General features: G+C 37.4%; 10 protein-coding genes. 3 read left to right on the forward strand and 7 right to left on the reverse strand.

What is annotated here, in order from left to right; all coding sequences use genetic code 11:
• Positions 1–15: 15 nt before the first annotated feature.
• Positions 16–378 carry a DUF7222 domain-containing protein gene (locus K8B81_RS00920; protein WP_115887052.1) on the reverse strand — a complete coding sequence of 121 codons (363 nt, stop codon included), beginning with the start codon at positions 376–378 and terminating at the stop codon, positions 16–18.
• 42 nt (positions 379–420) lie between these two features.
• Entirely contained in the window at positions 421–813 is a 393-nt protein-coding gene (locus K8B81_RS00925) for a single-stranded DNA-binding protein (protein WP_115887053.1), read from the reverse strand.
• 537 nt (positions 814–1,350) lie between these two features.
• On the opposite strand from K8B81_RS00925, the gene K8B81_RS00930 reads away from it, so the two are divergent.
• Positions 1,351–4,482: a sacsin N-terminal ATP-binding-like domain-containing protein gene (locus K8B81_RS00930; RefSeq protein ID WP_115887054.1), complete on the forward strand. Its 3,132-nt coding sequence runs from the start codon at positions 1,351–1,353 to the stop codon at positions 4,480–4,482.
• A 2-nt stretch (positions 4,483–4,484) separates the two neighbouring features.
• A complete protein-coding gene (locus tag K8B81_RS00935) occupies positions 4,485–5,558 on the forward strand; it encodes an AlbA family DNA-binding domain-containing protein (RefSeq protein WP_115887055.1) in 1,074 nt (357 codons plus the stop codon).
• A gap of 75 nt (positions 5,559–5,633) precedes the next feature.
• Here K8B81_RS00935 and K8B81_RS00940 read toward each other — a convergent pair whose 3' ends face one another.
• The 5 genes from K8B81_RS00940 to K8B81_RS00960 all read right to left on the reverse strand — a co-directional run bounded on the left by K8B81_RS00940 (position 5,634) and on the right by K8B81_RS00960 (position 13,906).
• Positions 5,634–8,687 (reverse strand): DNA polymerase III subunit alpha, encoded by a 3,054-nt coding sequence (locus tag K8B81_RS00940; RefSeq protein ID WP_115887056.1) that lies wholly within the window; start codon positions 8,685–8,687, stop codon positions 5,634–5,636.
• Positions 8,688–9,872, reverse strand: a complete 1,185-nt coding sequence (dinB, locus tag K8B81_RS00945; protein WP_115887057.1) for a DNA polymerase IV — start codon at positions 9,870–9,872, stop codon at positions 8,688–8,690. It lies immediately after the preceding gene.
• Between the two features lie 360 nt (positions 9,873–10,232).
• A complete protein-coding gene (gene mobC, locus K8B81_RS00950) occupies positions 10,233–12,224 on the reverse strand; it encodes a conjugal transfer protein MobC (RefSeq protein WP_115887058.1) in 1,992 nt (663 codons plus the stop codon).
• 21 nt (positions 12,225–12,245) lie between these two features.
• A complete protein-coding gene (locus tag K8B81_RS00955; RefSeq protein ID WP_115887059.1) occupies positions 12,246–13,529 on the reverse strand; it encodes a relaxase/mobilization nuclease domain-containing protein in 1,284 nt (427 codons plus the stop codon).
• Positions 13,517–13,906 carry a plasmid mobilization protein gene (locus tag K8B81_RS00960; RefSeq protein WP_115887060.1) on the reverse strand — a complete coding sequence of 130 codons (390 nt, stop codon included), beginning with the start codon at positions 13,904–13,906 and terminating at the stop codon, positions 13,517–13,519. Before K8B81_RS00960 ends, K8B81_RS00955 begins: the two co-directional genes overlap by 13 nt.
• A gap of 340 nt (positions 13,907–14,246) precedes the next feature.
• Between K8B81_RS00960 and K8B81_RS00965 the strand changes: the two genes are divergently transcribed.
• Positions 14,247–14,531, forward strand: coding sequence for a hypothetical protein (locus tag K8B81_RS00965; RefSeq protein WP_115887061.1), 285 nt, complete (start codon positions 14,247–14,249; stop codon positions 14,529–14,531).
• Positions 14,532–14,583: the final 52 nt, after the last annotated feature.

Raw genomic sequence — 14,583 nt, forward strand, 5'->3', positions numbered from 1 at the left:
AAGTTTGATTAACAGTTATTGTTCAAAGACATTGCTGTAAATGCCGTAGCAGTACTCCTCAAAGCAGAGCCAGCATAAAAAAGTGTAGTGGGGCAGTTTGTAGCGGTTGGCTACAGGCTCTCCAAATGCTTCTTCCAAATCCTCCTTGATGCCTTCCAAATCTTCAAGGTGTTTGATGTAAAAAGCTTTGCAGTCGTTGTGATAGATAAATTCCCCTATCATACCACTGATACAGCCCCCTCTCTGCAGGTCTTCTAGGAAAGACTTCAACTGCTGCTTTTTCTTTCCGTTATAGCCGTCCAAATGGCTTATAATGATTTCGTTGAATACTTGGCTTACATCATACTCCGAATACTCGTTTTTGTCCAAGGCTTTCATAATGTGATTTTTTGGCGTTTATAAATACAATCAGAGCCTGTCTTAAAAAGGCAGGTCATCGGGTTCTTCTGAGGAATTTTGTTTTTTAGGCGTGATAACAGCGCCCGCAGATCCATCTTCTTTTTTGGCAAAAGCCAAAATCTTAAGGCTGTTGATGTGAAAAGTCAAAGACCCCATAGCCGAGCCATCGTGACCGATATAGGTGCTAATCCCGACACGCCCGAAGAGCTGAACAAGCGCCCCTTTTTTGAGCCACTCAGCCAATTTTGCGTTCAGCCAATACGAGCACTCTACAAAAGTTGTAATGTGTTTGTACTCGGTGCTTCCTTTGGGCTTGTAGCTGTCATTGATGGCAATGGAGAAGTTAACGACCTGTTTTTCATTTCCCACTTTACGGGCTAGTGCATCTTTTGTAATACGTCCTGTGATTTCCATGATTTTAAATTTTAGCGTTACTGTTGTTTAAAATTTCTTTCTCCCTGCACTCCCAAAAATTGTTTTCAAAAGAAAAAACGGGAAAAAAGAAAGCAAGAATCAAGTGACCGGTTATGAGGATGCGGAGTGCTATAAGTCCCGAAGGGTGGCAAGCGAAAGCGGCGCCATTATGCGTATGCAGCATACGGCGGGCACTATCTTGGCTGCCTTTTTATGCCGTTTCGAATTGAAAATATTAGGTTTATCTTTATTTAAAAAACAGGTGTTTATACTGTGCTTTGATTTGCACTAAAGAATTAATTTGCCATTTGTAAACTGCATTTGTGGAAAACCGTAAAAAGAAATAAATGGCATTTTGTACGTTTGATTATAATTGATTTTCATGTTAAGGCCTTGATATTTATTGACCGCTGCTGTTGAAGAAACAGTTGAGATAAGATGTATATATAAATCAAGAGGAAGATGATCAAATTATTATAATTCAAAATAATACCAAGTAATTAACAACATTAGTATTGATAATTAATCTATTTAGATATGACAGATGGCATTTTTACAAAGTTTGAAAGAGACGAATTAAACAAAATAACTGCGAAGTCAATTTTAGAAAAACTAATGAGCGTTAGGCAGGAAATTCAATTAGAATTTACGGCCAGAAGATTAATTTGGGAGCTCATGCAAAATGCAAAAGACAATGCTAGTTTGTGTAATGAAGAAGGAGAAAAGGTCGATATCAAAATTGAAATAAATGAAAATCAGTTCATCTTTTCCCATAATAAAGGTTATTTTACCAATGAACATATCAGAGGCCTTATTCGAAAGTATTCGTCCAGTGATAAAGAAAGGGACCCAGATGCAGTAGGTAAACAATATAAGACCACCGGACGTTTCGGAACAGGTTTTATGACTACGCATCTTCTTTCTGAAAAAGTTTTAGTTAAAAGCTTTTATAAGAATGAGGAAGAAAACTTTAATGAGTTTAGTTTTTGGCTGAACAGGAGCGGAAGAGGAGAAAAAGAAATAATTGAAGGTATCAATCAATCCTTTGACGATGCTGAGGAAAGCATAAAAATGTCGGAGACTGTTGAATTAACTAAGAATGATTTTCAAACTTCCTTTGTTTATCCATTAACACCTGAAAAAAGGGAACTTGCACAGATTGCTTTTGATGAGGCTGAAAAGGGAATTGCCTATACATTGATAAATGTTCCTGAAATAAATTCGCTTACAATGGATTTGGAATTAATTGGTGAAACGGTATTTAAAATAGTTTGTACAAATACGGTTTCGTACCAAAATCACAATGTAACCACTTACAATTTATTGATAAACGGGATAAATTCTGATAAGAACTTTATAGTTGTAGACCAAGATGAACTTCAAATTATTATTCCAATTTCTATAAAAGAAGGAATGACGAAAGTTTTAGAGTTAGATTATGAAATTCCAAGAATTCATTTAGATTTTCCATTGATAGGAACGGAGGATCTGCATTTACCATTTATAATTAACAGCTGTTTGTTTGAACCGACAGAACCTCGTAATGGAATAAGTTTAAAAGGTGATGGAAATGAAATTTCAAAGATCAACAGTGAAATAATGCTTCGCGCAGTTGAACTTTATAAGCTATTTTTATCCTATGTAGATCAGGCAGGAGAATGGAAAGATCTTTTTAATCTGGCTCGTGTAAGATCACCAAAAACTAATTCTTGGATTGACATGGATTGGTATAAACCAAATATTGTTAATCCTATTCGAAATGAATTGTTATATGCAAGAATCGTTGACGTTGTAAGTGGAGAAAGAATTGCAATTTGGGATTCCTATGGTCAAAAACAGGCTTTTTTCCCTTCGGCTGATAAAGAGGCTGTCAGAGAGCAAATTTGGAAGTTATCGTCAGAGCTTTTTCCTGCATTTGTCCCCATAAAAGATAATGTACATCAATGGAGTACAGTCCTATGGGCAGACTGCCAAAAATACACATTGGCATCACTGTCACAAGAAATATCAAATAATAGCAATATTGAAAATCTGGCTTCTTCGCTTAATGTTTCGGAGCATAATGCCATTGTTTTCCTGAATGAATACTATCAGTTACTGAATACTGAAAATATACACATCAAGGACATTCTTACTGATGCTTTCGCTGTAATTCCGAACCAGTTTGGTGAATTTAAAGTGAAATCACTACTAAATGTCGATAAGGAGATAGATGATGAACTTAAAAATGCCTGTGCAATAATAAGTACAGATCCAAGAGAATATTTAGTTCACAAACAAGCTCAAACCGGTGCTGGAATTTTATATCCTCCTAAGAAACAAGATGATATAATTGCTGAAATAAATGCTTTAATGATAGGGAATACTAAAGACAATATTGTAGTAGCATGTGATTATTTAGCTTCCCTATTTTCAGAAGAAAACAAGGTTGAAAAAAGAGAATTAATTTTCAAATTTTCTCAAAGAATATACCCTGATGATTTTACTGAAAAAAGAATTTTAAAAAAATATGACGAAAAAATTTGGCAGGAATCAGATAAAAAATCTTTATCTTATCTAGCTGTTGCAATAGCAGAGCACAAGACAATTGAAGGTGCTGTTGAAAATTTAAACTTCAGAAATGAAGGGGAATTTATAATATGGCTTGATGCGCTTGTATCTTTTCTTGTAAAAGAAGGATTTGAAAATAATATAAACAGGGAAAAACATCCAATACTTCCAAACCAAAATGGAGTATTCTGCACAAAGGACAGTTTATTTTTGGATGAGGGAAATATCGGAGACGAATTAAAAGATATTGTTGCCGAGCTGGGGCATGATTTTAGAAATGAATTATTAGATACTGCAATATTTTTGGAGCTTCCTGAAAGCCGTCAATATAATATTGGTCATGTTGCTGAGAAGATAGCGTTTTTTATAAAGCCAATAATTAGAGATATTGACAAAAGAAAAGAGTTTAAAACTACACTAAAAAAATTCTATTTATGGATGGATGACAACAGGACAGAAGCGGAAGAGTATTTTGCTGATCTATTTGAAAAAAGATTTTTATTCTTGGAGGATGATGATATTTCATCCAATATGAAAGATGCTGCGCAATTAAATCAATTACTTATAGAAAATGGGCTGGAGAGTATTGAAGATCTTCGAGCTAAATTAGCAACAATTCAAGATAACAATTTTACAGCACCGACAAATGATTTCGCTGAAAAAACTATTATAACCAAGGAAACATTAGTCAGTTTAGGAATTTCCACTTATGAAGAACTCGAGATTGCGTTAAAGGACCCTCTTATTACTGCTAAATTTCATCATGTTTCCAAGCATACCAAAGAAATGCTTGATTACGCACAAAACTTAATTGCCAGAGCAAAACAAAATATAATAAGTTATTTGCAGAGCCATCCAGATTATGATTGTACAGATTTGGAAGAAACTGCTCCAACAACTCTTGCCGGAATAACGAAAAATGGAGTTGCTATTCAAATTGTAACCAGACCTTCGGACAATGGTGAAGTTATTATTTACTATCCTTCTGAAAAAGATACTTTAGATAGTGACACTTCGGAATTATGGGTTGACAATGACAAGCATGATCCGCATATTCTGACTTTAGGCAGGGTTTTAAAAAGTACAGGTATTAATAGAATACCGATAAATATGAATTAATTATGACATTACAAGAAGAAGTTTCGAAATCTATCTTAAAGCATGAAAGTGATGTTTTAGAATATAAAGCAGTTCTGCCGCCATCAAAATCCATTGCACAAATAATATCTTCATTTGCTAATACCAGTGGAGGATTATTAATTTTAGGTGTTACTGAAATTGGCGGATTAAAGGTTTCAGGTCTAAGTGAAGATTTTCGAGCAACTTCTATTACACATAAAGCTTTGGATTTATTGTCTCCAAAGCCCATTGTTGATTACGGATATGTTCAGTATGAGGGTAAAAAGCTTTTTGCCATAACGGTAAAAAAATCACAGGTTATTATTTCTGTAGAAGGAAGGATATATAAAAGAGAAGCAGCCAAAACAGTTTTAACCAATCCAGTTTCGAATATATTATCACCTGGAGGATATCCAAGGATAGCTAGCATAAATGATTCAATGGAGCTCTTAAAAGAAGGTACTACAGATTCAAAATTTAAAATTTTAGAACACTATCAGAGTATGATAAAAATTGTAGATACTTTAAAACAGCTTTTATATCCTCAAGGACCGTCATCTTATACCAATGATAAAGAAGGTAAGGTTTTGACAAGAATAATTTATTCATCGGTTGTTGACAGTTTTGAAACCTATCTCTCGGATGTACTTTTCGAGATTTATCTGGCTAAACCTCAAACATTAAAATCTGAACAGCTGGTAAAAGTAGAAGACGTTTTGAACTGTTCAGATATACAGGAATTTATTACTTTTTGGGCTAAGCAAAAAGTAAGCAAACTCCAAAAAGGAAGTGTAAAAGGATTTATTTCTGATAATAAGCAAATTAAGGACTTAAATGCAATGGATGCAATAACCCAGAATGAAATTGAAAAAATTCTGCAGATACGACATTTGTATGCCCATCGTAATGGTATTGTTGATGATAAGTTTATTAAATATTTCCCGGTCGGACATATTTCTGGATCAGAACATCAACTATGTATTGATGAAGTTCTGAATAAAATAGAGTATTTATCAAGTATAGCTGATAAAATTGATAAGGCAGCTATAAAAAAATATAGTTTATCCACAATTTAGATTTTTAAATACAATAAAAGTTTTACCATATTTTCTTATGGTCCATGACTGATTAAAATAAAATGTAATTAAGATTTATTTCATTTTCTGTCTAGGCAGATTAATCTCATGTTCCTGCGGATAAGGTTTACGATGCGTCATACTTACATCTTCTCGAATCTGTTCGTGCACTTTATATTGTCTATCACTGGTATTTGAATATCTGGGGTCAGCAATAAAAGGCATTTTTGCCATTTTGATTACAGTAATAGTAGGGAAGTGATAATCGACCTCAACATTCCCTAGTAATAAATAACAGCCTCCTCCCTGAAATGGATATTTCGCAAGACTGTCTGTAAAATGTGCAGTATCAAAAAAATCCCCATGAGCATCAATCCAGGTTCCGAAATACATAGCCCCCATCTTTGTAGGGACGTGTTTGCGTGAGATGAGATACGCCAGCATGCGGACAGTTTTCTTATGATACATCAATAAATCCTTTGCCATTACATCACCTCTGAATTTTGTCTGCAATAAATCAAAAGGGGAGCAGGATACAGGAAAACTTAAGAGCTCTATTTCATCAAAGGCATCTTCAAATTCAGAACGTTCCAGTTTTGGAAGCTCATATTCCTTGACAGGTTCCTGAATAAGCATCAGGTTTCGGTTTTCGGGTTTAAAGTTGACTAAAATAAGCCGCGCAATTACAAGCAGCTGATTTTTTGATTTTCCTGTGAAACGGAATGCGCCGATGAAGATAAGGATTTGTATACCTTCGATCCCGATAGGAATGCGGTTGATAAAATCTTCAAGTGATTTGTATGATCCGTTTTTTTCACGTTCCTGCTGTATGAGAATAGCAATTTTGGATTCAAGGCTCTGAAGGTGCATTAATCCCAGATAGATATCTGTACCGTATAGTGTGGTTTCAAATTCACTTTTGTTTACACACGGATTGTGAATTGAAGCTCCTGACATTTTTGCTTCATGGACATATACTTCTGTGCGATAAAATCCTCCCTGATTGTTGATTACAGCCACCATAAACTCCACAGGATAATAAACCTTGAGATAAAGGCTCTGATAACTCTCCACCGCATAAGATGCCGAGTGCGCCTTGCAGAAAGAATAACCAGCAAAAGACTCGATCTGGCGATATATCTCCTCACTGAGCTTTAGCGGATGCCCCTGCTGGGCACAAGAAAGAAAGAAATTATCTTTTACTTTCTGCAGTGCTGCCTTAGACCGTCCTTTCCCTGACATAGCGCGGCGCAGAATATCCCCGTCGGCTGCTGGCAATCCTCCATAATGCAGTGCAATTTTGATAACGTCTTCCTGATACACCATAATTCCGTAAGTCTCGCCCAACTGTTCCTGAAAGACAGGATGGAAATATTCGAACTTGTCTGGATGGTTGTGGCGGAAGATATACTCTTTCATCATGCCTGACTGCGCCACACCGGGGCGGATAATAGAGGAAGCGGCAACAAGTGTTTTGTAATTATCACAATTCAGACGTCGCAATAGTCCCCGCATGGCGGGGCTCTCAATATAAAAACAGCCTATGGTCTTTCCGATTCCGAGAAATTCATTGCACCTGGCTTCATTCTTTGAAATGGAAGTATCACGGATGTTAAGGCGTATTCCTCGGTTTTTTTCAATAAGCTTTACACTGTCATCAATATGGCCAATCCCACGCTGGCTAAGGATATCAAATTTTTCAAGCCCAATATCTTCAGCTATATGCATATCAAAAAGAACAATTGGAAAGCCTTTTGGAGGCATTTCCAGCGGTGTATAATTGGTGATAGGCTCTTCGGAAATGAGTATACCGCAAGAGTGCATACTGCGCTGATTAGGATATTTCTCTAAAAGCATTCCATACTGCTGTACTTGTCGAACCACTTTATTGGCTGCATGCAGTTCCATTGGATTTTTGGCAAGCATATCAAGTTCTTCTTTCGGAAGCCCGAAAACTTTGCCAACCTCACGAAAAATAGAACGGTATTTAAATTCAACATTTGTACCGCAGAATGCTACATGGTCATAGCCGTAACGAGAAAATATATATTCAAGAATCGTATCACGTTCCTTCCAGCTCCAATCGATGTCAAAATCGGGCGGACTTTTACGATTCAGGTTTAAAAACCGTTCAAAGTACAGATCAAGTTCCAATGGACAGATATCGGTTATGCCCAGACAATAAGCAATGATACTGTTGGCCCCACTTCCGCGACCGATATGAAGAAATCCCTGAGAATTGCTGAATCTTATGATATCCCATGTAATCAAGAAATAACCGCTGAACTCCAGCTGGTCAATTACTTTTAGTTCTTTGAACATCCGCGATTTAGCCTCTGCATTATTTTTGCCATAGCGCCACTCCAATCCCTGCTGAGCCAGAGTTGTCAGCAGCAGAATATCATCTTTTTTACTGTTGGTGTAAAATTTCTTGTTTTTAGGAGTTTTAAAATCAAATTCAAAATTACATTCAGCAATAATTTTTTCGGTATTTGAAATAATCTGAGGATACTCGGCATAAAAGGAAATCATATATTCCACAGGCCTCATTACCTCTGTTTCCTGGCAGTAATCCTCAGGACTCAGCCGGGAGAGTATCAAGTTCATGTCAATGGCACGCAGTATTCTATGGAGGTTGTATTCGGTTCTGGTACGAAAGGTAACAGGCTGCAGAATTACCATTTTTTCCTGCCTGTTTTTCCAATCTGACAGCACCAATTTCTGCAGCTGTTCAGGGCGAATCCCAATATATTCATTTTCTTTTAAAAGCAGTGGAGCATTCTCCAAAGGATAAATAACAAATGCATCCTCAAATTCCGGTGCAGATTCAGGTAGGGCAGTATTGTCAAAATTATGTTTAGTCAAGAAGCGGTTCATTTCTGCAAGGCCTGAGGCATTTTTAGCCAGTCCTATAAAACGCAGTTTATGTTCCGAGCGGAATTCCATTCCTACAATAGGCTTAATTCCAATAGCTTCACATCCTTTTATAAAATCATAAATCCCTGTTGCTGTATTGATATCAGTTAGTGCCATTGCGCTGACATCGCAGGCAGCAGCCTGCGAGATCAGTTCTTCAAGAGGAATAGTTCCGTAGCGAAGGGAATGAAAGGAATGGCAGTTGAGATACATTTAATCTGATTTACGTTTTAAAATTTCATTTTTATTATTGGGCTTAATTGATGCTCCTGCGCAGCGCATTACAGCATCAAAACCATACCGGGTCTTCATTCTGTCCATCGCCTGATACAGTGCAAGCATCTCTTCGGTATCATTGAAAAGATCGATCTGGTAGGTGCCTCTGACCAGTCCGCTGAAACGGATTCCGATCAGACGAAGCCTCATACGGCGCTGGTATAATTTGTCAAACAATTCCGTTACGGTCTTGGTCAGAATATGATCAGCAGAGGTGTACTGGACTCTGCATTGCTTGGTTTCAGTATCAAAATTTGCATATCTGATCTTTACAGTGACTGTTGAAGCGAGCCATTCTTCAGCGCGGAGCTGGTAGGCCAGTTTTTCTACCATACCCAGCATGACCCTGTTTAGTTTGTGTACATCAATTGTATCCTGGGAAAAGGTATGTTCGGTAGAAATAGATTTTCTTTCCGTATATGGCTCAACAGGGTTATTGTCAATGCCGTTAGCTTTTTTCCATAGTTCGATTCCATTTTTGCCTATCATCTGCTGCAGGGCTTCGGCCGGCATTTCGGAAAGGGTCTGGATGGTACGGATTCCGATACGCGATAGCAGCTCAAAGGTTTTTTGGCCTACCATTGGGATTTTCTGTATCGAGAGCGGATTTAAGAAAGACTGCACCAGATGCTCAGGTATTTCCAGATTTTGCTTTTGCTTTCCCTCACCAGTACCGATTTTCGAAACTGTTTTGTTAATGGAAAGTGCAAAGGTTAGGGGAAGACCTGTTTCATTTGTAATACGCTGTGCGAGCTCATCGGTCCATTTGTAACTGCCATAGAATTTATCCATCCCGGTAATATCCAGATAAAATTCATCAATAGATGCTTTTTCTACAACAGGCGCTTTTTCCTGAATTATTTCTGTAATATCATGAGATAGCCTAGAATATAATTCCATGTCACCCTTCATGATTTTTGCCTGAGGACAAAGTTTCATTGCCATATGAATTGGCATAGCAGACCGTACTCCAAACCGTCGGGCTTCATACGAACAGGAAGCGACAACACCTCTTTCTCCACCACCTATGATTAAGGGAATTCCGTTGAGTTCAGAATTTGTAAGTCTTTCGCAGGAAACGAAAAACGTATTCATGTCAATATGTACAATGGCCCGGCTCATAATCTATATCATTTTATACAGGTCAAAATTAGCACAGATAATAACATTATTTAAATATTAATATGTTACAAATAGCAACAAAATTTAAAAACCCTTATTTTACAACACTTTATGAAAGGCAAAAAAAATCCAGAATTTGGGTTTGTTCAGAATTTACGTCGTAATCAATAAAAAGATTTTATTTGTGAATACACCTGATGAAATATTTTGCCGGCATAAATTTTAACATCAATTAATTTAGTGTAGAGTAACATAACTATGCTTATTCTTTTTCCAAAAAAGCACAGTCAACTATTCTATATTTAGAATTTTAATACCCATTTTTTCTTTATCTAAACGATCAAGATTGTGAAAACCTTTTTAATTTTTCTTTTTTTTCACTATCAGATGCTTGCGGTTCACGTCACCTGCAATAATATCAATTTCAGATTCAGAAAGATCCTGAATATCTTTTTTAATCTGCGCGTAATTTCTATTTACAATGCCATTTTCCAAACTGCGGACTGTAGGGAAATCTATATAATTTTCAGTTTCTTTCTGAAGTGCTTTATGATCGTTTAAAATTTCTGAGTGGAAACTTTTAAGATCAATCCTGCAGTCAGGATTATCTGCCGTCATACCAACAAATTCCCCGGAACTCAGCGATGCAATTTTAGAGGCAGGAACGGCAGATTCAAGCTGGCGGGACCTGCTTATGGACGTATCTGAACTGTTAATGGAAAGGCTTTCACGTTCCTGCATGATCTTTCCAAAACGCTCAGAAAGCTGTTTGGCAGTATCCCCTGTAACTTGTCCTGAGATGATATTTCCCGTAATGTTCATAATAACATCGGCCTGCTCACGGCCATAATCTTTTTTGAGCTGGCTAAAGTCCTGTATCCCCAAACAGGTACTGACTTTATTGCTTCTTGCTGTTGCAATCAAACTATCTATATTGTTTAGATATACGGTTGGAAATTCGTCAAATATCAGACTGCTTTTAAATTTATCCTTCTGGTTTACCTGTTTGACAAGGCGGTTGATATACAAAGAAAGTACGGCTCCATAAGTCTGTATTTTTTGCGGATTATTTCCCATGCAGACGATTTTAGGATCCCGTGGATTATTAATATCAAGGGTAAAATCATTGCCGCAAAGCACATAATAAAGCTGAGGAGAGGAGAGTCTTGCCATTGCAATTTTAGCTGAAGCAATTTGTCCCTCAAGCTGCTCTGATGCCTCATTTAGATATGCGCTGACAAAGGGATTAATAAGCACTTCAATTTCTTTTTCAGATCTCAGCAGCGTAAATAAATTGTTATATTCCAGCTGCATGAGCTCAATCACATGCGGAAGGGTGCAGAATTCGCCATTGTTGTATTTTTTCAAATACCATATGACAGCGGTTAAAAAATTGATAGGGGATTCAACAAAAAAATCGCCTTGTTTTTTTATCCATTCGCGGTTGAGCCCCAAAAGGATGGTACGCGCAGATTCTGCTGCGTCGGTTATGTCTGTCATGGAAGAAGGCTCAAGGGGATTGCATCTGTGGGAGCGGGTGAGATCGTCAAAATTAATGACAAAAAACTTAGGCTCGATCAAATACAAATGCCTGTATTTCAAATAAGCATTGTAAGTGATTTTGGTAAGGTCATCAAACTTAAAATCATATACAAACATTGTGAATCCTTTAGCGATATGCTGGGTGATGATATGTCGGATCACAAAATAGGATTTACCTGATCCTGGAGAGCCGCATACCAGTAGACCTCGAAAAGGATTGATGATATTGATCCAGCTTTTTCTCACTTTATCCTTAAGATAATACTTTGCAGGGAGATTAATGGAAAATTCATTTTCCAGAAGCCTTTCTTCCTGCGGAAATGTTTCATTTTCCCTATTGAAGATGTCACGTCCGTTTAAAGTCCTGCTGATCATTCTGCTGAGCAGTGTTCCTCCGGTAATCACCAGAAGAAAACCAAGAGAGGTCAAGCAGATATATACACCAAAAGCAGATAAATTTCCAAAGCTAAGCATCAAAATAAGCTGACTTCCAAAATATAAAAAAAGCCCTGAAGCGATAAAATATACAGACGTTTTAAGTCTTAATTTTTCATTCTTACGGCCCTTAGCGCCCATTAGGGAAATAAATACCAACAGCAGAGCCATAAACTTGGATTTAAGGAAGCTGCTGAAGATCCCAGTCCTGTAAATATTATCCAAAATCCGGTTGCTGAATTTCGATGTCAATCCTAAGTCTGCAAAAAAGCTGTAACCGTAATAATAAAAATGAATGCCCAAAATAATAATGCTAATCAGCCGGGTCATATCCAAAATTTTTCTTAGTGCCTGTTCATTTTCTCCTGTCTGCATAACTGTAATTTTTAGAATTTATTAATTATTTGAAAGACCCTTTCTTTTTCTTCTTTTCTTTTTTTTCCTCAGTGCCGCAGGAAGATAACTGCCGGGATATTCCTTTTCAAAGAGACTGCTGATAAATTCCTGCAATGGCTGTGGGGATAGGTTCTTTGACGTCAGAATGTCCTGTATTTCCAAAAGGATTTTGATTGCAGGATCTTTTAGAAATTCAGATGTAAAAGCAATATTTGCAACATCTGCTTTCGTGTTTCTGCACCCCTGCAGTACAGCTGCAGCAGAGAATTCTTTTCCCAGCTCGCTTCCGTTGCAAACCTGTTTTGAAACATGGTCTATATAAGTAAGGCCATACAATGAACCATTTTGGGCAAGCCTTTGAACCAATGTTATTCCGTGGGATTCCAGAACAAGAGCCAGTTCCTGCAGAGATGGTGTTTCTGATTGGAAAACAGAACGTACCTCATTTTTTATTCTAAGACCGGGTCTTGAATTCTTAATCCTGTTTTCTTCAAATTTTCCCTCAAGGTACCTAAGGGTTGGCTTGTTATAAAAATCGCTGGCTTTAATAGGAACACCGATCTGTTTGCCATCTTTGTCCACTATGCGGTAAACCAATCCTCCGCCTTTAAAAACACGTGAACTTTCAGAGCCCCGGTCGGCCATTACATTGTAAAGGTTCAGGACTGCATTAAGCTGCGGAAGGCTTTTATACTGATAGGTATTCAGTACAAAATCCAGTACTTTGGCAACTGCTTTTTTGGACTGGATTTTTCCATAACTTACTATGGAGGGGTTTATAGGTTCTAGGCTGTAATTGACCTGCTTTTCCCGGCCTTGTGCTTTTATGAGATTAAAATCCTTTTCAATTTTTATACGGGCATTCTCAGACTGGTTTCGGCCAATATTCTGCATATCAATTCTTCTGCCGTCTGGTTTGACTTTTACTGAAATTATATGAATGTGCGGATGTGCTGCATCAAAGTGCTGATAGACCAGAAATGGCTGTTCGCTGAATCCGATTTCAGCCATATAGGTATTGGCGATATCCATCAGTCTTTCCGGGTTCAGATCTTTCTCCAAGGGATGAAAATTAAGGGATATATGAACACTACCGCGCTTGACATTTTCATTAAGTTCCAATTGATTAAGCAGCAGATTTATTTTTAGTGAACTGCTCAGATGGTTGTGATCTGCAGGATAATTTCTCTCACCAATACACAGTGCATCACCAAGAGAAACTTTGTTTTCGTTGTAATGAAATATCCTTCTTACCGACTGTCCAGTCTTGATTACTGCAACCATTTTTCAGCGAGTTTTAATACACAGTTTTTTATTTTTTCAATGGAATCAAAAAGTATTTCTTTCTGCTCCAGTGATGCATAAATCCAATCCCTGAATTCAGGAATCTGCTGCAGGGTATGAAGCTTTTTCACCATCTGGTTATAATTGTTTCCAACCGCATTCAGGTCTGCTCGGAGCCTGCTGATCTCTAAAATAAAATCATCAACAGACTGGTTTCTGTATTTTAGAATTACTGGTTTTCCAAGCATATTTTTTCTGGCAAAATCGCTGAGTTTGGGACATAGTGATTTTTCAAATCTTCTTTGAAGAAGGTTCATTTCTTCTGTCGTAAGCCGAAGGTGGACCCACTTGATACGGTTTGTGTTTTTCTCTTTCATCTCGTTTCATTTTCATTTCTAAAACCATATTTTTCTTAAAATTTCTCTGCCGGCGAGTTTCGAGCCATTGGGCAGCCAGAGAGCGGTTGTGATACAACCGGACATCTGGCCGACTGCAGGAACGATGCAGTCTTTGAGCTTCTTTAAAGAATTGCATAGAGAATTATGAGTTATAGGACTCCTTATAAATTCTATAGAGTGGCTCTTCCTTTATAAATCAAAGTACGAATGTAGGAAAGCCAGAAATGCCGGGCAATCATCACCAGATTTTGACGTGAATAAACTCAAGGGAGCTTCTTATTTTTACATCAAATAGTATTAATCTAAAAACGTTGAAATTATGATTACAAAAAATGAAGTTTCCAAGGTATATGATACTGTGCTGAGTACACCTGGAATGAGCGAGCTGGTGAAGATTGATTTGAAAATTTCACGAAAAAATGTATTGCTGCTGAGCCATGTCATCAGTAAAGGGCTGGATCCAAAAACCGAAGATTCAGGACTGCTGGCCGGAATCTCGGAACAAGGAATCTCGGACCTCAAAAATCTTTCCGAAGAGTGCCTGCAGAAAGCAGGACTTGTGGAACTAAATCAAAAGCTGATAACACTCAGCGGAAGTCTCTAAGAAAGAAAGGAGCATTCTAAAAACGATGAGCGCTTAATAGATAAAAATTATT

Source organism: Flavobacterium hibisci (assembly GCF_020026925.1).
GTDB lineage: Bacteria > Bacteroidota > Bacteroidia > Flavobacteriales > Flavobacteriaceae > Flavobacterium > Flavobacterium hibisci.